We start from the raw sequence: 17,767 nt of genomic DNA, 5'->3' as shown, positions 1-17,767 counted from the left end.
CGCCGGGAGAACACCTGTCCATGCCCTGGAGGTGGCCGGCGAGACTGGGAAACTAGTGGGCGAACTGCTCTTCCTCCGTGGAGCCCCTGAGGGCGGTAGTCGAGGAGTCGGGGGCGATGGCGGTGCTGATCAGGTCGAAGTAGCCGGTCCCGACCTCGCGTTGGTGGCGGGTGGCGGTGTAGCCGCGCGACTCGGCCGCGAACTCCGCCTCCTGCAGGTCCACGTACGCCGTCATGCCGTCCGAGGCGTACCCCTGAGCCAGGTTGAACATCGAGTAGTTCAGCGAGTGGAACCCGGCCAGCGTGATGAACTGGAACTTGTACCCCATGTGCCCCAGCTCCCGCTGGAACTTGGCGATCGTGGAGTCGTCCAGGTGCTTCTTCCAGTTGAACGACGGTGAGCAGTTGTAGGCCAGCATCTGGTCCGGGTACTCGGCCTTGATCGCCTCGGCGAACTCGCGGGCGACGTCGAGGTCGGGCGTGCCGGTCTCCATCCAGAGCAGGTCGGAGTGCGGTGAGTAGGCCAGGCCGCGCGCGATGCACGCCTGGACGCCGTTGCGGACTCGGTAGAAGCCCTCGGCGGTCCGCTCGCCGGTGGCGAAGACCTGGTCGCGGGGGTCCACGTCACTGGTCAGGAGCGTCGCGGCCTGGGCGTCGGTCCGCGCGATGATCAGTGTCGGGACCCCGGCCACGTCGGCGGCCAGGCGGGCGGCGTTCAGCGTCTTGACGTGCTGGCCGGTCGGGATCAGCACTTTGCCGCCTAGGTGGCCGCACTTCTTCTCGGAGGCGAGCTGGTCCTCCCAGTGCACGCCCGCCGCACCCGCGGCGATCATGCCCTTCATGAGCTCGAAGGCGTTGAGAACGCCGCCGAATCCCGCTTCGGCGTCCGCCACGATCGGCGCGAGCCAGTGCGGGGCGTCCTGGAGGCCCTCCGACCAGGTGATCTGGTCGGCCCGCAGCAACGCGTTGTTGATTCGGCGCACGACGGCGGGCACGGAGTTCGCCGGATACAGGCTCTGGTCCGGGTAGGTGTGGCCGCCCAGGTTCGCGTCGGCCGCGACCTGCCAGCCGGACAGGTAGATGGCCTGAAGTCCGGCCTTCACCTGCTGCACCGCCTGGTTGCCGGTGAGCGCGCCGAGCGCGTGCACGTAGTCCTCGGTGTGCAGGAGGCCCCACAACCGCTCGGCGCCGAGCCGGGCCAGCGTGTGTTCCTCCTGGACGCTCCCGCGAAGCTTGATCACGTCCTCGGCGCTGTAGGTCCGTTCGACGCCCGCCCAGCGATGGTCGTTGTCCCATTCGTCCTGCAGCTGCTCAGCAGCTCCCTTGAGGCGATCGTTCATTTTTCACTCCTTTGTCGTCCCCTGGGGCCTGTGCCGAGTCTGTGCCCGGGCTGACGCGGCAAAATAGCCTCCTTCGAGCAGAAGAAGCAGCAAATTTCGCGATATATGAAGGTTTGTCCGTTGTTAAGCGGAGAATAAACGGCAAGTTTTCCATATGGACTAGACCAATGTGATGGGACTCCGGGAGCCTGTGGCACCCCCGGCACTCCGACCTCCGATGTCTAGAAAATGGCCGGAATTTCTGTCTAAGATGCTCGCATGGCGTCCTTGCTAGGCGAAGAACCGCTGTCTTTGACGCAGGAGCTTGATCTCCTCGCGTTTGGGCAACGCCTTCGTCACCTGCGCAAACAGCGTGGCCTGACCCTCTCCGACCTGGGGACGCGGGTCAGCAGGGCGCCCAGCCAGCTGTCGTTGCTGGAGAACGGCAAGCGCGAACCGAAGCTCACGTTGCTCAAGTCGCTGGCCGCCGCGCTGGGCGTCCCCGTCGAGGAGCTCCTGCGCCGTCAGCCGCCCAACCGCCGCGCCCAGCTCGAGATCGCCCTGGAAGAGGCCCAGCGCGACCCGATCTACGCGAGCCTCGGCCTGCCGCGGCTCAAGGTCTCCGCGCGCGTGCCGAACGACGTGCTCGAACACCTCCTCGGCCTGTACGGAGAGCTGCGCGCCCGGCAAGCGCGAGGCACCGCCACCCCGGAAGAGGCCAGGGTCGCGAACGCCGAGCTGAGACGCCGCCAGCGCGAGGTCGGCAACTACTTCCCCGAGATCGAGAAGGCCGCCGCCGAGGCGCTGACCTCGGTCGGCTACCGCACCGGCGCCCTGTCCCAGAGCACGGTCCAGGGCCTTGTCACCCATTTCGGCTTCACGGTGCACACGGCTCAGGACCTCCCCAGATCCGTACGCTCCATCACCGACCTCCGCAACCGCCGCATCTATGTCAAGCACGAGCAACTCGGTATGCACACCCCTCGGACGATCCTGCTGCAGACCCTCGGTCACCTCGCGCTCGGCCACGGCAAGCCGCGCGACTTCGCCGACTTCCTGCGTCAGCGCACCGAGGCCAACTACTTCGCCGCCGCCGTGCTCGTACCGGAGAAGGCCGCGGCCCTCTACTTGCAGGAGGCCAAGTCGGACCGGGCGCTGTCGGTGGAGGACCTGCGTGATGTGTTCGCGGTGTCCTATGAGATGGCCGCCCACCGCTTCACGAACCTGGCCACCCACCACCTCGATCTGGTCTGCCACTTCGTCCGCAACGACGCGGGCGGCACGATCTACAAGGCGTATGAGAACGACGGGATCGTCTTCCCCGCCGACGAGCAGGGGGCGATCGAGGGGCAGCGGATGTGCCTGCAGTGGTCGGGCCGCCAGGTGTTCTCCTCGCCGGACCGGTTCTCGGTGTTCTACCAGTACTCTGACTCGCCCACCGGCACCTATTTCTGCGTCGCGCACGTGGACCCGTCGCGGGAGCGGGACTTCGCGATCACGCTCGGGGTGCCGTTCAGGGAGTCGCGGTGGTTCCGGGGCAGGGAGACCACCAATCGCACCAAATCCAACTGCCCCAACGGCGACTGCTGCCGCCGCCCGCCCACCGAGCTGGCCGAACGCTGGGAGGGCTACGCCTGGCCCTCGGCCCGTGCCAACTCACACATCCTGGCCGCACTCCCGCCGGGGTCGTTCCCCGGAGTGGACGAGGCCGACGTCTACACCTTCCTGGAACGGCACGCCGCAGTGATCTAGGCGAGCCGATAGCCCACGCCGGGGGTGGTGGTGATGACCGGTGGTTCGCCCAGCTTGCGGCGCAGCCGCCCGATGGTCACGGTCACGGTGTTGGTGAACGGGTCGGCGTTCTCGTCCCAGACCCGCTCCAGCAGCTCTTCGGCGCTGAGGAAGCCGGGGCTCGCCCGCAGCAGCGCCTGCAGCAGGGCGAACTCCTTCACCGAAAGGTTCAGCTGCCTTCCGTCGCGCACGGCGGTCCGGTGGATCGGGTCCAGCTCGATCCCGGCGGCGCGCAGGGTCCGCGGGCGCGCGTCCGGCCTGCGGCGGGCCAGCGCCTGGACGCGCAGGACCAGCTCCGGGAAGTGGAACGGCTTGGCGAGGTAGTCGTCGGCGCCGAGGGTCAGGCCGCTGACCCGGTCGCCGGGCGCCCCGGCCGCGGTCAGCATCAGCACCATCGGGCGGTCCGGCCGCTCGCTGATCATCTGGCAGAGCGTGTCGCCGTGCAGGCCGGGCAGGTCGCGGTCCAGGACCACGACGTCGTACTCGGTGAGCTCCAGCTTGGCCGCGGCGCTCAGCCCGTCGTAGGTGATGTCGACCGCCATCCCCTGATCGCGCAGCCCCTCGGCGACCACCTCCGCGAGCGGCCGCGCGTCCTCGACCACCATGATCCTCATGCCGCCGCCCCGGCCGGCAGCGCGATCGAGACCCCCAGGCCGCCCTGCGGCCGGGCGAGCAGGTCGAGCCGTCCGCCGTGCGCCGCCGCGATCGCCGCCACGATGGACAGCCCGAGGCCGGAGCCGTTCTCGGAGCCGGTGCGATCGGCGCCGAGCCGTTCGAAGGGCCTCGCGAGCCGGTCCACGTCTCCCTGGGTGAGGACGCGTCCGCCGGTCTGTACGACGAACCGGACCTCAGCGCCCTCTCGGACGGTCTCGGCGTGGATCCAGCCGTCCTCCTCGTTGTGCGCCACGGCGTTGTCGATCACGTTCTGCACCATCCGGGAGAGCAGCGCGGCATCGCCCCGGACGTCCGCGGCCCGCAGTTGTGTGGTCACGGTCAGCCGTTTCGCCGCGATCCCGGCGGAATGGCCGCTCAGCGCTCGCGTGACCAGATCGTCCAGGTCGACGCCGGCCGCCTCGGCCAGGGCGCCGTGCTGGGCCCGGGCCAGCACCAGGAAGCCGTCGAGCAGCTGATCCACCTGGTCCAGCTGGGTGCGCAGCCGATCACCCACGACGAGCGTCTGCGCCGGCACGCCGGGCTTGGCGACCGCGACGTCCAACGAGGCCCGCATGGTCGCCAGCGGGGTCCGCAGCTCGTGCGAGGCGTTGGCGACGAACCGGCGCTGGGCGGCGAACGACGCCTCCAGCCGTTCCAGCAGGCCGTCGATGGTGTCGGCGAGGTCCTTCACCTCGTCGGCCGGGCCGCTGACGGCCAGCCGCCGGTCCAGATTGTCGGCGGAGATGCGCCTGGTCGCCGCGGTGATCAGCCGCAGCGGGCGCAGCACCCGGCGGGCCAGCGCCCGGCCGACCAGCAGGGACACGATCGCCATCACCACCAGCGCGAGCAGGGAGCCGACCAGCAGCTGCCGGGACTGGTTCGCCTCCGTGTCGCCCAGTTGCCGCTGCAACTGGAGAATGTGCCGCTGCGCCCCGGTCATGCCGTCGCCGCCAGGCGGGGGCGGTCCCACAGAGGCGACCTCGGTGTCGGACAACACGAAGGTCAGGGCCAGCAGCACGACGCCGGACAGCAGGAACACCCCGGCGTACAAGATCGTGAACCGGGCCCCCACCGTGCCCTTACGCAGCCTGATCACGCCCCCAGCATGCCCGAAGGGACCTAACAACGGTATGACAGGCCCGCTTCGGGTGATGTTAGGCCCGCGCCCATAGAACGAGCGCATGCTGAGCACCCAACTCCTCCACCGGGAATGGACGGCCTTCCGCCGTCCCGGCCGCCTGATCGCCCTGGCGGTGGCGGCCCTCATCGTGATCGCCATCGGCCTGGTCTTCAGCTCCACTGTCGACTGCGGCGATCCCTGCCCGGTCGCTCCGACCGCCGCGGACGGCTCGATCGTCGACGACCAGTTCTGGTTCCACCACCGCGACCTCGGCCCGAACGGCGTCATCACCGTACGGATGACCTCGATGACCGGCACGATCACCTACCCCCCGCCGAACCACGACCAGATCGTCTCCGGCCTGGTGCCGTGGGCCAAGGCCGGGATCATCATCAAGGACGGCGTCCGGCGGGGCTCCTCGTACGCGGCGCTCATGATGACCGGTCACCACGGCGTGCGGATGCAGGCCGACTATCGGCAGGACATCGCCGGGAGCTCGGGCGGCCTGTCGCCGGGATCCCCGCGCTGGCTGCGGCTGACGCGGTCCGGGGACACCATCACCGGCGCGGAGTCCGCCGACGGCCGGAGCTGGCAGACGGTCGGGACGGTACGCCTGGCGGGCCTGCCGGAGACGGTGCGGGCCGGTCTGTTCGCCGCCTCACCCGGTGACCTCACCTTACGGGAGGTCGGACTCGGCGGTGCCATCGAGGAGGTCCGGTTCACGCAGGCCACCGGGGTCTTCGACCACGTCGAGGTGACGGGCGCGGCCGGGGACGAGAACGTGGCGGGCGCGGCCGGCGGCAAGTGGCGCAGCGAGTCCGTCGGCGAGATGAACCACACCGACTGGGAGAAGCACCACACCGCCTCCGGCGCGGTCGAGAAGGACGGCGTCATCACCGTGAGCGGAACCGGCGACATCGGCCCGGGTGGGGGCGATGGCGGCGGCTTGACCGTCACGACCACGCTGTTCGGCCTGGTGATCGCACTGATCATCGTCCTGGTCGTGGCCGCCCGGTTCGGCGCCCGGTCCGGCACGCCGGCTTCCCGCCAGGTCCTGGCCGCGCGGGCCGTGGTGGCCGGCGGCGCGATCTTCGTGGCCGGGCTCGTCGCCGTCGGCGTGGCGGTGACAGCCGGCTTGGCGATCCTGACCGGTAAGGGCGTCAACCTGCAGCCGCTGTCACCGGTGACCGGCGCCCGGGTCGTCATCGGCCTCGCGGCGGTGCTCGCGCTGTGCGGTGTGCTGGCGTACGGGCTGGGGGTCCTGCTGCGGCGCGGCTGGGCGGCGATCCTGCTCGCGCTGGTGCTCGTCGCCGTGCCCTACACGGTGGCCGCGCTGCCGCTGCTGCCCGACACCGTGGCGCAATGGCTGCTGCGGCTCACCCCGGCCGCGGGCTTCGCCGTCCAGCAGACGGCGGTGGAGTATCCGCAGGTGACCGCGCACTACGCGCCGTCCGCCGGATACTTTCCGCTGCCCGGCTGGGCCGGCTTCGCCGTGCTGTGCGCGTACACGCTGGCGGTGCTGTGGCCGGGCGCGAAGCGTACCCCGGCCGGGCCACCCGCGAACTGGCGGTAGCGTCCGGCGCGCATAGGGTAGGGGGGTATAGTAAAGTCGACGGCGGAGCGCGGGAGAGGAGCGGCGAATGGCCGGCTACACCGACAACAAGCAGGACCACCAGCGGCGGTTGCGCCGGGTCGAAGGCCAGGTGCGTGGCCTGCAGCGGATGGTCGAGGACGACAAATACTGCATCGACATCCTCACACAGGTCTCGGCGGCCACCAGCGCCCTGCAGTCGTTCGCCCTGTCCCTGCTCGAAGAGCACCTGAATCACTGCGTCGCCGAAGCCACCCTCCAAGGTGGTCCCGAGGCCCAGGCCAAGGTCAAAGAGGCCAGTGACGCCATCGCCCGACTTGTTCGTTCCTGACCCGGAAGGTTGATCGATATGAGCACCGCCACCTACACCGTCAAGGGCATGACTTGCGGCCACTGCGTGAGCTCGGTCAAGGAAGAGGTCGGCGAGGTCGCCGGAGTCACCTCCGTGGAGGTGGACCTGGCCAGCGGACTGCTGACCGTGGACAGCGAGGGCCTGATCGACGAGGCGAAGATCGTCGCCGCCGTCAACGAGGCCGGCTACGAAGTGGCGAACCGGTGACGCACGGCGATCACTGACGCGAGAAAGGGGTGGTGAAGACCTCCCTGGCCGACGGCAACGTCGTCGAGCTCTCGATCGGCGGCATGACCTGCGCCCGCCCCACCCGCCCCACCCGCCGCCCCGGCGGGTGATGATGGCGACACCTTCGTCGTACGGCCGGGCGAGAAGATCGCCACCGACGGTGTGATCGAGGAGGGTTCCTCGGCCGTCGACGCCTCGACGCTGACCGGCGAGTCCATCCCCATGGAGGTGCGGCCCGGCGACGCGGTCACCGGCGCCACCGTCAACGCGGGCGGTCCTCTCGTGGCCCGCGCGACCAGGGTCGGCGCCGACACCCGGCCCGCCCAGATGGCCAGCTGGTGGAGGCCGCGCAGACCGGCGCGGGTCCAGCGGCTGGCCGACCGCGTCTCCGGCATCTTCGTGCCGATGGTGATCGGCCTCGCGCTCAGGCTGCTCAACCCGATGATCGCAGGTGCGGCGATGGCATTCTCGAGCGTCTTCGTGGTGGGCAACAGCCTGCGGCTGCGGCGCTTCAGGTAACGAAGATCGGAAGATGCCGACCGGCCGGCGTAGAACGGTTTTCGCGAACATCAGTTCGGAAGTGGAACGGAAGAGAAGCGGAAGTCCGATCTCGTAGCCTCCACAGATGTCGGCCATGACCAGGTAAGAGAAGCGCTGACCGAGCGCCGGTGCCTGGTGGCGACGCCCCCGCAAGGGGATCAGGCCACGTCATGGAGGTTTTGTGTTCAGTAGACGTCAGCTCATGCGGACGGTCGCGGTCGGCCTGCCGGCCGCCGTGTTGGGCGGGACGGTTTCGCAAGTGTCCCCTGCGCAAGCGCGCTCAGGGACGGGATCAATCGCCACCGAAGGGTACGAGCCGCCGGTGTGCGCTCCGGGCAGTGGCACGATCATCCAATGGGGTCCGTACAACGCCCCGGCAGTGCCGGAGGCCGGGTTGTCGGGAGTAACCGCCATCTCGGACGGAGCATGCGCGAACCTGTACAACCTGATGCTCAAGGACGGGCGGGTGACCCTCTGGGGAAACCTCAACCTCAATGACCGCAACCAGCAAAGGTTGGCTCGAGTACCTGTCGCGGTGACCAAGGACGTCACGGCGATCGCGACAGCCGGCTCGTATGCCTTCGCGCTCAGAGACGGAGGCGTGATCGTCTGGGGCGGCACCCACGACACCCAGCTGGCCCTCCCCGAAGCGGCGAAATCCGGTGTCACCGCGATCACCGGCGCGAACGGCGGAAACTCCTATGGCCTGTTTCTCAAGGACGGCGGCGTCATCCAATGGAATGGATATGTCGCCGTGCCCGACGAGGCGAAGGAGGGTATCGTCGCGATGTCCGCGAGACGCCATGCTCTCGCGCTGCGGGAGGACGGCCGCGTCGTCACCTGGGGGCCTGACCTTCCCGCGAACCTGACGGTGCCCGCCGAAGCACAGTCCGGTGTCACCGCCATCTCCGCGGGCGCCGGTTTCAGCCTCGCCCTCAAAAACGGTGCCGTGATCGCATGGGGCGACAACGAGTACGGACAACTGGAAGTCCCGTACGAGGCACAGTCCGATGTTGTCGCGATCTCCGCCGGGATCTGGGCCAGCATGGCCCTGACCGCCAGCGGCAAGATCGTCACGTGGGCGTACAACTTCTACGGGCAACTCGACATCCCCGCTGAGGCGCACTGCGGGGCGAGCGCCATCTCGTGCGGGTACGTGTGCATGGTGCTGCTGTGATGGAACTGTCGCGACTCGCCGCGTAGCGAGCGAGCAGTCCTCCGGGATGACGTCCGGCGGCATCGGGTACCAGGGCGCGGCCGCCGGCCACGACGGCCGCGCCCTCATTGGGTTCGGCGGGGGCCCATGGCGCGGGCCGGCATCGCCCCGATCGAGACCCACCAAGTGAACGGCCCCTTCCCGACGCTCTGACCAGGGATGGGACGGGGGGAGCTTGTCGCCGTCTTGTTGCGGCGCCCGGCCCTGTGCGGGCTCAGCGGCCGTATTCCTGGAGGCCCCAAGCCCTGGTCGGCGGGTGGGGCCCACCGGGCTTGCCGTACAAGAGACTGGTCGTAAAGGGTCTTAAGGGCGCGCGGCCAGGGCGGCGGCCTGGTCGCGGAGGGCGCGGCGGCCCGCGGGGGAGTCGGCGTCCTCGCCCAGGATGATACGTGCGAGCTGCGGCATCATCGACTGGAACAACGCCAGCCCCGTCAGCAGGAACAACCTGCGCGCCGTCGCCGCGTCCGGCTCCTCGCCCCGGCCCTCGGCGAGCGAGGCCGTCTTGCGCGCGCAGCGCGCGACGCGGGCCTCCTGGCCGGGCAGCAGGTCCTGGCCGCGGTAGTTGAGCGCCTCCCACATCAGCAGGCGCACCAGGTCGGGGTGCTCGTGGTAGTAGTCGGTCAGCTTGGCCACATAGTCGCCCGGATCGGCGCCCGGCAGCGCGATCTGCGCGGTCAGATCGTCGAGCGCCTCGGTGATGACGGCGTCGAACAGCTTCTCCTTGCTGCCGAAATGGCCGTAGATGCGCTCCTTGTTGACGCCCGCGCGCTCGGCGATGCGATCCACGCGGGCGCCCGCGACGCCGTACGCGGCGAACTCCCCCCGCGCGGCCTCCAGCAGGGCGGCTCGGGTGGCGGCGGTCGAGACCTTGGGTGCCATGGTGTCCATCTTGCCACCACCAACTGGTTGGTTGCAATCCAACCGTCTGGTTGACATCCAACTAGTTGGTTGGCTACCGTCCCGGCACATGGCTATCTCCTTTCCTCGTGTGATCCGCGGCCGTCGCGCCGCCCGCCCAAGCCCACGCCGGGCGCCGGCCACTTGCGATCGAACCGCGCCGACGTCGGTTCCTCGCGACCCTGCGGGTTCCCTTTCGACTGTCATCGCTCGTGAGCGTGTGCGGGCCGAACCCGCCCCGGCTGTCGCGCGGTTCGGGCGGACGATGGTGGCCTTCGTGCTCACCGCGGTCCTGGTCAGCGGCCAGCTGTACGTCGTGATCCCGCTCCTGCACGACATGGCGGCCGGTTGGGGCGCGTCCACCGGCGCCTTGACCTGGCTGGTCACCGCCTTCGGCATCGGGTACGGCGTTGGCTTCCTGGTGTTCGGTCCGTTGTCCGACCGGTTCGGGCGCAGGAGGCTGCTCCTGCTGGGACTGCCGCTGGCCGCCGTCACCACCGCGCTGGTGGCGTTGAGTCCCTCGCCGGAGGCGGCCTTCGTGCTGCGGGCGCTGCAAGGGGTGGCCGTGGCGATGTTCCCGCCGGCGGGCATGGCGTACCTGGCCGAGCGGGTCGAGCCCAGGCGCAGGGTCGTGGCGATCGCCGCGGTGACCGGCGCGTTCCTCGCCTCGGCCGTACTGCTGCAGGTCGCCGCCCAACTGCTGGTGGGTGTGCTCGGCTGGCGCGGGCTGTTCGGGCTGTCTGCGGCCGGGTTCGCGCTGGCCGCGCTCGGGCTGCGCGCCGTCATGCTGCCCGACCTGCCGCGGGAGGGGTCGGGGTCGCTGTTGTCGGTGTACCGGTCGGTGCCGGGGCTGCTGTTCGACCGGGTGTTGGTGCTGCGGTACGTCGCGACGATCGTGCTGATGGTCGGCTTCGTGGCCGTCTACACGGGATTGCAGATCTACGGCATGGCATCGCCGAGCGAACTGCTCCTCCTGCGCGCCGGTGGCCTGCCCTCGATCGTGCTCGTACCGCTGCTCATGCCCTGGCTGGGCCGGATCTCAGCGACCACGCGGGCCGTGGCGCTGCTGTTCGCGGGGGCCGTCGCACTGGCCGTCATCGGCTGGACGGCCGCCGCCGCACTCGGGCTGGTGCTCCTGCTCGCCGTCTATGTCGCCTCGATCACCGGTGGCCTGCCGAGCCTCAACGAAGCGGTCTCCGCGCGGGCGGGACAAGCGCGTGGCACGGCGCTGGCGCTGTTCTCCTTCGCCCTGGCCGTCGGTGGCAGTGTCGGCCCGCAGGTGGCCGCCGCGTTCGGTGGGTTCGGCCCGCTCATGTACGGCCTGGCGATCGCGATGGCCTTGGCCGCCGCGGCCGTACTGGCCTCGACCCTGTCCCGAGGCCGTTGACGCGTATGCCGGGCTTCCGGTGATGGGCTACTGGCCGGTAGGGTGTTACCAGTGGTAACGGTCGGCTCTGAGTGGCCGTACCGTGAGCGTGGTCTTGGGTGTTTGGCGGGATTTTTCAGGGAGTAACAGCATGGGCGGCTTCTGTCCGGAGTTAGGCGACGACGTCGCCGAGGTGCGGGACTGGGTGCATACGTTCGCCCGCGACGTGATCCGCCCAGCAGGCGCGGAGTGGGACGAACGCGAAGAGACCCCCTGGCCCGTCATCCAGGAGGCCGCCAAGATCGGCCTGTACTCGCTGGACTTCTTCGCCACCCAGTGGTTCGAGGAGAGCGGCCTGGCGCTGCCGGTGGCGTTCGAGGAGATCTTCTGGGGCGACGCGGGCATCGGCCTGTCCATCGTCGGCACCGGCCTGGCCGCCGCCGCACTGTCCGCGAACGGCACGCCGGAGCAGATGGGGGAGTGGCTTCCGCAGATGTTCGGCACGGAGAACGACGTCAAGCTGGGCGCCTTCTGCGCCTCCGAACCGGACGCGGGCTCCGACGTCGGCTCGATCCGTACCCGTGCGGTGTACGCCGGCGGCGACTGGATCCTGAACGGCGTCAAGACCTGGGCCACCAACGGCGGCATCGCGAACGTCCACGTGGTCGTCGCCTCCGTCGAACCGTCACTGGGCACCCGAGGCCAGGCCACCTTCGTCATCCCACCCGGCACCCCCGGCCTGTCGATGGGGCAGAAGTTCCGCAAACACGGCATCCGCGCCTCCCACACCGCCGAGGTCGTCCTGGACGACGTCCGCGTCCCCGGCTCCTGCCTCCTCGGCGGCAAGGACAAACTCGACGCCCGCCTCGCCCGCGTCCGCAACGGCGGACGCGCGGGCGAGCAGGCGGCGATGCGTACCTTCGAGACCACCCGCCCGTCGGTGGCCGCGATGGCCGTCGGCATCGCCAGGGCCGCCTTCGAGTACGCCAGGGACTACGCGCGCGAACGCGAGCAGTTCGGCCGCAAGATCGGCGAGAACCAGGCGATCGCCTTCCTGCTCGCCGACATGGCGACCCGCGTGGACATGGCCCGCCTGCTCACCTGGCGCGCGGCCTGGATGGCCCGGATGGGCCGGCAGTTCGGGCAGGCGGAGGGCTCGATGTCGAAACTGGTGGCGGGGGAGACTGCGGTGTGGGTGACGGAGCAGGCGATCCAGATCCTGGGCGGGGCGGGGTATACGAGGGAACATCCGGTGGAACGCTTCCACCGGGACGCGAAGATCTACACCATTTTCGAGGGGACGTCCGAGATCCAGCGGTTGATCATCGGCCGGGCCGTTACCGGCTTGCCGGTCCGCTGAGTAGCTGCCGATCGATGGCCTCGCGGACTCGGTTGTGCGACGAGGGCAGCATGTGCGCATGGACACGGAGCGTAAGCGCCGGATCGGTGTGCCCCAGGTACTCGGATAAGTCCTTGATTGTCACGCCACCCGCCAGAGTGACGCTGGCGAAGTAGTGGCGAAGCTGGTGCGTGCCCTGCTGCCGATTGTTGAGGTACTGACGCCGACCATGTGCGTCCCTGGTCGGCTCGGGAAGGACCCCAGCCGCGACCAGCGCAGGCTTCCAGACGGTCAAGTCGTAGTTCCGGTGCCGGACGTGTAGATCGTCGGTGGCCCAGCGGAACAGCATGTTGTGAGTACGCGGTTTCCCAGTGGGCTTTTCCCAGGGCAGGGTGTACGGCCGCGGTTCGTGGGCGAGCAGTGTGACACGCTGGATCATCCAGCGTATGGATTCGGCAGAGGCGGCGTTCTACCTGGACCCGCCGTACCTCCGTTCGACGAGGAACGTCAGCGGAGAGATGGAGGCCGACGACCAGCACCGTCACCTGCTGGAGCTGCTGAACTCCTGCCGGGGCGCGGTTGTCCTGTCGGGGTACCGGTCGGAGCTGTACGACGAGGTGCTGTCCGGGGGCGTCGCGTTGACTATCGGGTGCGTCAGGCGTCTTCGGACCTACGCGCCGTCGCGGTCGAATCGATCTGGGTCAACCAGTAGGCAGTGGCAAGCCGTTGCAATGGCAGTCGTGGACACCTCTGGAATCCGCTGTTCGTCAACGGACTAGTAGACGATGCGGGTCCCTACCACGTAGGACCACACCTTGGTGTTCTTGTTGCCATAACCATCGTCACCGGCGGCGTTGACCACCCATCCCATGCCGTCGTCGGTGGGGCGGTTCTTGGTCGTGGTGACCGGCCGATAGGCTTCGAGACCACCACCGGTGAGCGTGTAGCCCTCGGGAACGTTAACCACGATGTCCTGACCGTTCGCCAGGCCGGCCTTCGAGTACACGACCTTGCTTTCCAGCCTGCCCTTCTTTGCGTCGAGCTGCCCGGTGGCTCCCTGTAGGGCACCCTTTGCGGCTCCGGTGATGGGGTTCGTCATGGTGTTATCTCCTGTCTCCCCATGATTGATACACAGACAACTATCTGTGCTGTGAGGTGTGCTTATGGGTATTGCCGTGCTGGCAGGTGTGTCGAGGGCACTGGTGCCAACGCCGTTCGAAGATTAGGTCTTGAGCTGCCTACCCGCTTCCGGACACGGACCCAACTCGTGGCGACACGTTCGGCGAACGAATTGTCACGATGCCGACCAGGTCACGAAACATCGCCCTACACGGCCGCAATCAGCGCGCCTCAGGCATCCCTATGCCACGCACGGACGACCGGCGCTCGCCTGCGATCTAACCATCCTTCCTCTTCCGGAGGTGTCGTGCCTGGCATCGTCTCGCAGACGTACCACATGGTTCCGGTCGGCGACCTTGAGCCGCATCCGGACAACCCCCACCAGGGCGACGTGGACGTGATCGCCGAGTCGATCGAGAAGAACGGCTTCTACGGCACCGTCTTGGTCCAGAAGTCGCGGATGCGGATCATCGCCGGTGAGCATCGCTGGCGCGGCGCGAAGGCCAAGGGCCTGGGCCAGGTGCCCGTCCTGATCCTCGACGTGGACGACGCTGCCGCGCTTCGCATCCTCCTCGCCGACAACCGCACCGCAGAGATCGGCGGGTACGACGATCAGGCCCTTGCCGAGCTGCTGCGCAGCCTCGACGACCTCGACGGCACCGGGTGGACAGAGCAGGACCTCGACGACCTGGCCGAAGCAATCGCCGCCGACAACGCGGTGGCACTCGCCCCCAACCGCGCTCCGGGCGCGGGTGGCCGTGCCGACCAGGCTGGCACTGAAGACGAGGAGGAGTTGCCCGAGCCGGGCGACGCCGAGTCCCACACGCGGCCTGTCGTCTGGGGCGTCGTGGTCACCTGCGACAGCGAAGCGCAGCAGGTGCAGCTCCTCAACCAACTCGCCGGTCAGGGCTGGAACGTCCGCGCCCTGATGTAACCCCTGCCGCCCGCTACCCCTTGGAAGGTCGTGCGGTGCGAGCCGAGATCACCGTATCGGCACCGGTCCACAAGACCGCCCGAGTGCTGCAGCTCCAGGGCCTGTTCGACGTGCCCGTGGAGGAGCGGATGAGCAACTCCTGGGCCATGGGACGGCATGTCCATCAAGGACATCGTGGCGCTGCTCGGCGCGGTTGGCCTGTCCTCGCCGCCGGCGTGGCTTCGGCCATACCGGACCCTGTCCAACGGGGAGGCGTTCCGCGCGTCGATCGCGCGGGCCTTGGCCGAGTCGGGCGACCTGGTCGTCATCGACGAGTTCACGTCGGTCGTGGACCGCCAGGTCGCGAAGGTCGCCGGCATGTCCGGCTGGGGTTCCGCCTGCCACGATGATCAGGTAGTGCTCAACCGGGGTGGCGCCGGCCGAACCATCCGGCATGGTGTCACGCCCTCGCGCGTGCACCCGAAGCCGGTAGAAGCCCTCCCCCTGCCAGGCAAGGTTCGGGAGTTTGGGGAGGTCTCCATCGAGCCCGCAAACGATGAGCGATCCGCTCGTGGATTCGATGGAGACCTCGACGATCTCCTCCCAGCTGTCCAGATCGCGAGGCGGAGGCCCCTCAGCCAGTTGCACCGTGACGTCAACGGCACCGATGGAGATGCCCGTGAGAATCGTCGCGCCATCCGGCTCATCCGCCACTGCGATGTCGCGGCCGGCGAGGACGCGGCCGTGAAGATCTGGGCCTCGGGGGCCACGGGGGAAGCCTCGGCCCCGCACCGGGCGACGCGTCGAGCAGCGGCGGCGACCTCGACTCGGTCACGGGGCTCCGGGACTACTACGACCCGGACGACGGCCTCTCGATCTCGAAAGGCCGCACCGTCTCATGGCAAGACATCCTGAGCCGCTGGGCGCTCGTCGAGCCCGACCTGCACGAGGTGTACGGCATCGACCTCGGCGAGCTGCGCGCCAGATCGTGGAGATGGCTGCGGACACGGTTGCACGGCCTGCTGACGTGTGACTCGCGTCTGGCCCGCGCCCCGGACCCCGGCGAGCGACGGTGAGGCGCCGCTTTCTCGACGGGGTCTGTAGCGCGAGATGGAGGCCGGGTTTTCAGCACGCGGCTCGGCTAGCAGAGCAGCCGTCGTGCGGACTCGACAGTTCCCATGGGGGTTCTCGCCACGGTGTAGTAGTTTCCGCGGCCCGACCGGCTGCAGTACGCATACGCCGTAACTGGGCTGGTTCCCCTAGGGCAGCAGGCAACCTGCCTGTCGAACCCGCCTGAGACGTCTATCCAGATCTCTACCGTGATGGTCTGGCTACCACATGATCCGATGCCCGTGATCACGTCGCCGTTTCGTCCAGGTGCGTAGGCCCACGGCTGGTATCCGTTGCAGTCGGCAGCCACCTGTGCCGCCTGTGCGCTCGGTGCCGCCGACGCGGCTGGCGACCCCGCCAGGACACCGGCCATAACGGCAGCCGCGGTGGCGATGGCCGCCAATACTTGCTTGAGACGCATAGATCACTCCATCGCTCGATGTAGTTGGATCACACACAATGAGCATCGGATCTCCTTCCATGCCGGACCAGGGCAGCAACAGGACATCTGCCGGACACTTACCGGCCGATCGGAGCGGGTGTGCTCGAACGGCTTCCGGCCGCTGGCTTCACCCCACCCCGAACCCCAGGAGGTGAATCCCGGTGGGCCCGTCCCAGGCGGGCTCGGCGGCGGCCGCGCCTCGTCCCGGACTGTGGTCAACGTGACGAACCACTACCCGCAGGCGGAACCCACGAGCGGGAGCGTGAACCGCAGCCTCCAGTACGTCGGCGCGATGGGAGCCTCTGAGGGTGCCGAGCTACTCACTCGACGGCGTGCCGCTGGACCACCCGGCCGGCTGCTGGCGGACCAAGAAGGGGACACAGCGCAGGCCCTGGCCCGGCGCGCGGGCCGTCAAGGTCAGCGTGCCGGGCCGGCGCGGGGACATCCCAGTCGTCGGCCTCGATCTGGAGGCCACGACGTTCGGCCTGACGTTCAAGGTCACGTCGGCCAACCCTTCGGGAGCGAACGGCGGCTACGAGCAGATGGAGCGCAACCTGGAGGCCCTGTCCGCACTCCTCGGTACCCGGCACCGGCTGATGAAGCTGCGCTACCAGGCAGGCAGCCTCGTCCGCGTCGCCGACGTGACGATCACCGCCGCCAGTGAACCAGAGGTAAACACCGGCGCCGCGACCGCCCCCATCACGGCCGTGGTCGAGGTGCCGGGCACGCTGTGGCGGGACGAAGCCGAACCCACCTGGGCCGGGGCACCCAACCAGCTCGCCCAGGCGGTGACCACGCTCGCAGGCTCGACCGGGCCGATCACGGACGCGCTGCTGCGCTTCGCCGGCCCTGCCGTGCAACCGTCGATCGGGGACGTCGCTCTGCCGCCCGCGCCCTGGATTTCGCAGCAGCTTGAAACCATATTTCGACTATCTGAAATCAGTCTCGCGGATGGTCCGGGCCAGTGGGGCTCGCGTCTAGCGTGGACCCGGATGAACGTGTCACGAGAAAAGAGACCGCCTATGATCCGCCGACAGGTCGGCGTGCTGGACGATGGCACCCTGGCGGGCCCTGACGCGCGGTCGCAGACGCGGCAGATCTTCGCCGACATCGAGCGGCTGCTCGACTCCCTCGCCGTCGGACACGAGCACCTGGTGAAGCTGATGACGCTGGTGGCGGGGCACTGAGCACTTGGACGGCTGCAGAGCCGCCCGCCAGGAGGTGTTCGGCCGGTGGTATCCGGACGGCGACTGGCCCGCGCACTCTCTCGCGGTGGTCGCCGCGTTGGCGACCACCGAGCTGGCGGTGGAGATCGAGGGCATGGTCGTGGTCCCGCGCCGATGACTCCGGCGCGGTTCCGCGAGCTGTTCCCCGCGCCTGACATGGCTGAAGGCCACCCCGGCGGCGGGGTGGCGAACTCGCCGATGACAGCGGCGATCCAACCCCCGAGGAACGTACGGCCCGCGGCCACCTAGCTCACGGTGAAACGTGAGGGGCGGCGCAATGGCCGTGGGTCCACCGTCTCCAGGGCGGAGGCGAGGCGGATGAGCACGGCCTCGTCCCAGGGACCCGCCACGAGCTGGGCGCCGATGGGGAGGCCGGTGGGGGAGGTGTGCAGCGGAAGGCTGATCGCCGGCAGGCCGGTGATGTCGCAGACCGCGGTGAAGGAGATCATCTGGGTTTCGGTGATCCGCAGAAACGACGGGCCGGTCTCTGGACGGAACCGGCCGATATCTGGCTAATCCGACACCCTGCTGGAAGTCCTCGCAAA

General features: G+C 68.9%; 19 protein-coding genes and 1 pseudogene. 13 read left to right on the top strand and 7 right to left on the bottom strand.

Going from position 1 to position 17,767, the window contains the following annotated elements; genetic code table 11:
* Positions 1-52: 52 nt before the first annotated feature.
* Positions 53-1,339, bottom strand: a complete 1,287-nt coding sequence (gene aceA, locus AB0J16_RS48055; protein ID WP_358552790.1) for an isocitrate lyase — start codon at positions 1,337-1,339, stop codon at positions 53-55.
* A 291-nt stretch (positions 1,340-1,630) separates the two neighbouring features.
* Here aceA and AB0J16_RS48050 point away from each other — a divergent pair, with 291 nt between their 5' ends.
* Positions 1,631-3,070 (top strand): helix-turn-helix domain-containing protein, encoded by a 1,440-nt coding sequence (locus tag AB0J16_RS48050; protein ID WP_358552909.1) that lies wholly within the window; start codon positions 1,631-1,633, stop codon positions 3,068-3,070.
* Here the strand turns inward: AB0J16_RS48050 and AB0J16_RS48045 are convergent.
* The gene (locus tag AB0J16_RS48045; RefSeq protein WP_357957377.1) at positions 3,067-3,723 is read right to left on the bottom strand and encodes a response regulator transcription factor; all 657 of its coding nucleotides are present in this window, start codon (positions 3,721-3,723) and stop codon (positions 3,067-3,069) included. The genes AB0J16_RS48050 and AB0J16_RS48045 overlap by 4 nt on opposite strands.
* Positions 3,720-4,859, bottom strand: coding sequence for a HAMP domain-containing sensor histidine kinase (locus AB0J16_RS48040; protein WP_358552788.1), 1,140 nt, complete (start codon positions 4,857-4,859; stop codon positions 3,720-3,722). The genes AB0J16_RS48045 and AB0J16_RS48040 overlap by 4 nt, the downstream gene beginning before the upstream one ends.
* An 85-nt stretch (positions 4,860-4,944) precedes the next feature.
* Here AB0J16_RS48040 and AB0J16_RS48035 point away from each other — a divergent pair, with 85 nt between their 5' ends.
* The 5 genes and pseudogenes from AB0J16_RS48035 to AB0J16_RS48015 all read left to right on the top strand — a co-directional run bounded on the left by AB0J16_RS48035 (position 4,945) and on the right by AB0J16_RS48015 (position 8,771).
* Complete coding sequence (locus AB0J16_RS48035) at positions 4,945-6,456, top strand: hypothetical protein (protein ID WP_358552786.1); 1,512 nt, start codon at positions 4,945-4,947, stop codon at positions 6,454-6,456.
* Between the two features lie 67 nt (positions 6,457-6,523).
* Positions 6,524-6,805 carry a metal-sensitive transcriptional regulator gene (locus tag AB0J16_RS48030; protein ID WP_358552784.1) on the top strand — a complete coding sequence of 94 codons (282 nt, stop codon included), beginning with the start codon at positions 6,524-6,526 and terminating at the stop codon, positions 6,803-6,805.
* A gap of 18 nt (positions 6,806-6,823) precedes the next feature.
* A complete protein-coding gene (locus AB0J16_RS48025; protein WP_358552782.1) occupies positions 6,824-7,033 on the top strand; it encodes a cation transporter in 210 nt (69 codons plus the stop codon).
* A 135-nt stretch (positions 7,034-7,168) separates the two neighbouring features.
* A pseudogene (locus AB0J16_RS48020) lies at positions 7,169-7,480 on the top strand (heavy metal translocating P-type ATPase); the annotation flags it as partial.
* Positions 7,481-7,796: 316 nt separating this feature from the next.
* A complete protein-coding gene (locus AB0J16_RS48015) occupies positions 7,797-8,771 on the top strand; it encodes a hypothetical protein (RefSeq protein ID WP_358552780.1) in 975 nt (324 codons plus the stop codon).
* 342 nt (positions 8,772-9,113) lie between these two features.
* On the opposite strand, the gene AB0J16_RS48010 is transcribed toward AB0J16_RS48015, so the two are convergent.
* Complete coding sequence (locus tag AB0J16_RS48010; RefSeq protein ID WP_358552778.1) at positions 9,114-9,698, bottom strand: TetR family transcriptional regulator; 585 nt, start codon at positions 9,696-9,698, stop codon at positions 9,114-9,116.
* 229 nt (positions 9,699-9,927) lie between these two features.
* Between AB0J16_RS48010 and AB0J16_RS48005 the strand changes: the two genes are divergently transcribed.
* Both AB0J16_RS48005 and AB0J16_RS48000 read left to right on the top strand, forming a co-directional pair.
* A complete protein-coding gene (locus tag AB0J16_RS48005) occupies positions 9,928-11,094 on the top strand; it encodes an MFS transporter (protein ID WP_358552776.1) in 1,167 nt (388 codons plus the stop codon).
* A gap of 130 nt (positions 11,095-11,224) precedes the next feature.
* Entirely contained in the window at positions 11,225-12,433 is a 1,209-nt protein-coding gene (locus AB0J16_RS48000) for an acyl-CoA dehydrogenase family protein (protein WP_358552774.1), read from the top strand.
* On the opposite strand, the gene AB0J16_RS47995 is transcribed toward AB0J16_RS48000, so the two are convergent.
* The gene (locus AB0J16_RS47995; protein WP_358552773.1) at positions 12,411-12,851 is read right to left on the bottom strand and encodes a hypothetical protein; all 441 of its coding nucleotides are present in this window, start codon (positions 12,849-12,851) and stop codon (positions 12,411-12,413) included. The two genes, AB0J16_RS48000 and AB0J16_RS47995, sit on opposite strands and share 23 nt — an antisense overlap.
* A 7-nt stretch (positions 12,852-12,858) precedes the next feature.
* Between AB0J16_RS47995 and AB0J16_RS47990 the strand changes: the two genes are divergently transcribed.
* Positions 12,859-13,191, top strand: coding sequence for a hypothetical protein (locus AB0J16_RS47990; protein ID WP_358552771.1), 333 nt, complete (start codon positions 12,859-12,861; stop codon positions 13,189-13,191).
* Here the strand turns inward: AB0J16_RS47990 and AB0J16_RS47985 are convergent.
* The gene (locus AB0J16_RS47985; RefSeq protein WP_358552769.1) at positions 13,188-13,511 is read right to left on the bottom strand and encodes a hypothetical protein; all 324 of its coding nucleotides are present in this window, start codon (positions 13,509-13,511) and stop codon (positions 13,188-13,190) included. The genes AB0J16_RS47990 and AB0J16_RS47985 overlap by 4 nt on opposite strands.
* A 327-nt stretch (positions 13,512-13,838) precedes the next feature.
* On the opposite strand from AB0J16_RS47985, the gene AB0J16_RS47980 reads away from it, so the two are divergent.
* The 4 genes from AB0J16_RS47980 to AB0J16_RS47965 all read left to right on the top strand — a co-directional run bounded on the left by AB0J16_RS47980 (position 13,839) and on the right by AB0J16_RS47965 (position 17,340).
* Positions 13,839-14,465: a ParB N-terminal domain-containing protein gene (locus AB0J16_RS47980; RefSeq protein WP_358552767.1), complete on the top strand. Its 627-nt coding sequence runs from the start codon at positions 13,839-13,841 to the stop codon at positions 14,463-14,465.
* Between the two features lie 156 nt (positions 14,466-14,621).
* Positions 14,622-15,359 (top strand): hypothetical protein, encoded by a 738-nt coding sequence (locus AB0J16_RS47975; protein WP_358552765.1) that lies wholly within the window; start codon positions 14,622-14,624, stop codon positions 15,357-15,359.
* A gap of 945 nt (positions 15,360-16,304) precedes the next feature.
* Positions 16,305-17,183, top strand: a complete 879-nt coding sequence (locus AB0J16_RS47970; protein WP_358552763.1) for a RidA family protein — start codon at positions 16,305-16,307, stop codon at positions 17,181-17,183.
* A 4-nt stretch (positions 17,184-17,187) separates the two neighbouring features.
* On the top strand, positions 17,188-17,340 hold the full coding sequence (locus AB0J16_RS47965; protein WP_358552761.1) for a hypothetical protein: 153 nt from the start codon (positions 17,188-17,190) through the stop codon (positions 17,338-17,340).
* Positions 17,341-17,467: 127 nt separating this feature from the next.
* Here AB0J16_RS47965 and AB0J16_RS47960 read toward each other — a convergent pair whose 3' ends face one another.
* A complete protein-coding gene (locus tag AB0J16_RS47960; RefSeq protein ID WP_358552759.1) occupies positions 17,468-17,671 on the bottom strand; it encodes an amidase family protein in 204 nt (67 codons plus the stop codon).
* Positions 17,672-17,767: the final 96 nt, after the last annotated feature.

The sequence above is a fragment of the Nonomuraea sp. NPDC049750 genome, from assembly GCF_040659625.1.
Classification (GTDB): Bacteria; Actinomycetota; Actinomycetes; order Streptosporangiales; family Streptosporangiaceae; genus Nonomuraea.
The sequence above is the reverse complement of the archived record's forward strand: the minus strand, read 5'-3'. Positions and strand labels throughout refer to the sequence as shown.

What these genes read in the sequence shown, in the direction of transcription:
- aceA (WP_358552790.1), bottom strand. Translation starts at nt 1,339, where the DNA reads ATGAACGATCGCCTCAAGGGAGCTGCTGAGCAGCTGCAGGACGAATGG.
- AB0J16_RS48045 (WP_357957377.1), bottom strand. Translation starts at nt 3,723, where the DNA reads ATGAGGATCATGGTGGTCGAGGACGCGCGGCCGCTCGCGGAGGTGGTC.
- AB0J16_RS48035 (WP_358552786.1), top strand. Translation starts at nt 4,945, where the DNA reads ATGCTGAGCACCCAACTCCTCCACCGGGAATGGACGGCCTTCCGCCGT.
- AB0J16_RS48030 (WP_358552784.1), top strand. Translation starts at nt 6,524, where the DNA reads ATGGCCGGCTACACCGACAACAAGCAGGACCACCAGCGGCGGTTGCGC.
- AB0J16_RS48025 (WP_358552782.1), top strand. Translation starts at nt 6,824, where the DNA reads ATGAGCACCGCCACCTACACCGTCAAGGGCATGACTTGCGGCCACTGC.
- AB0J16_RS48015 (WP_358552780.1), top strand. Translation starts at nt 7,797, where the DNA reads ATGCGGACGGTCGCGGTCGGCCTGCCGGCCGCCGTGTTGGGCGGGACG.
- AB0J16_RS48010 (WP_358552778.1), bottom strand. Translation starts at nt 9,698, where the DNA reads ATGGACACCATGGCACCCAAGGTCTCGACCGCCGCCACCCGAGCCGCC.
- AB0J16_RS48000 (WP_358552774.1), top strand. Translation starts at nt 11,225, where the DNA reads ATGGGCGGCTTCTGTCCGGAGTTAGGCGACGACGTCGCCGAGGTGCGG.
- AB0J16_RS47995 (WP_358552773.1), bottom strand. Translation starts at nt 12,851, where the DNA reads ATGATCCAGCGTGTCACACTGCTCGCCCACGAACCGCGGCCGTACACC.
- AB0J16_RS47990 (WP_358552771.1), top strand. Translation starts at nt 12,859, where the DNA reads ATGGATTCGGCAGAGGCGGCGTTCTACCTGGACCCGCCGTACCTCCGT.
- AB0J16_RS47985 (WP_358552769.1), bottom strand. Translation starts at nt 13,511, where the DNA reads ATGACGAACCCCATCACCGGAGCCGCAAAGGGTGCCCTACAGGGAGCC.
- AB0J16_RS47975 (WP_358552765.1), top strand. Translation starts at nt 14,622, where the DNA reads ATGTCCATCAAGGACATCGTGGCGCTGCTCGGCGCGGTTGGCCTGTCC.
- AB0J16_RS47960 (WP_358552759.1), bottom strand. Translation starts at nt 17,671, where the DNA reads ATGATCTCCTTCACCGCGGTCTGCGACATCACCGGCCTGCCGGCGATC.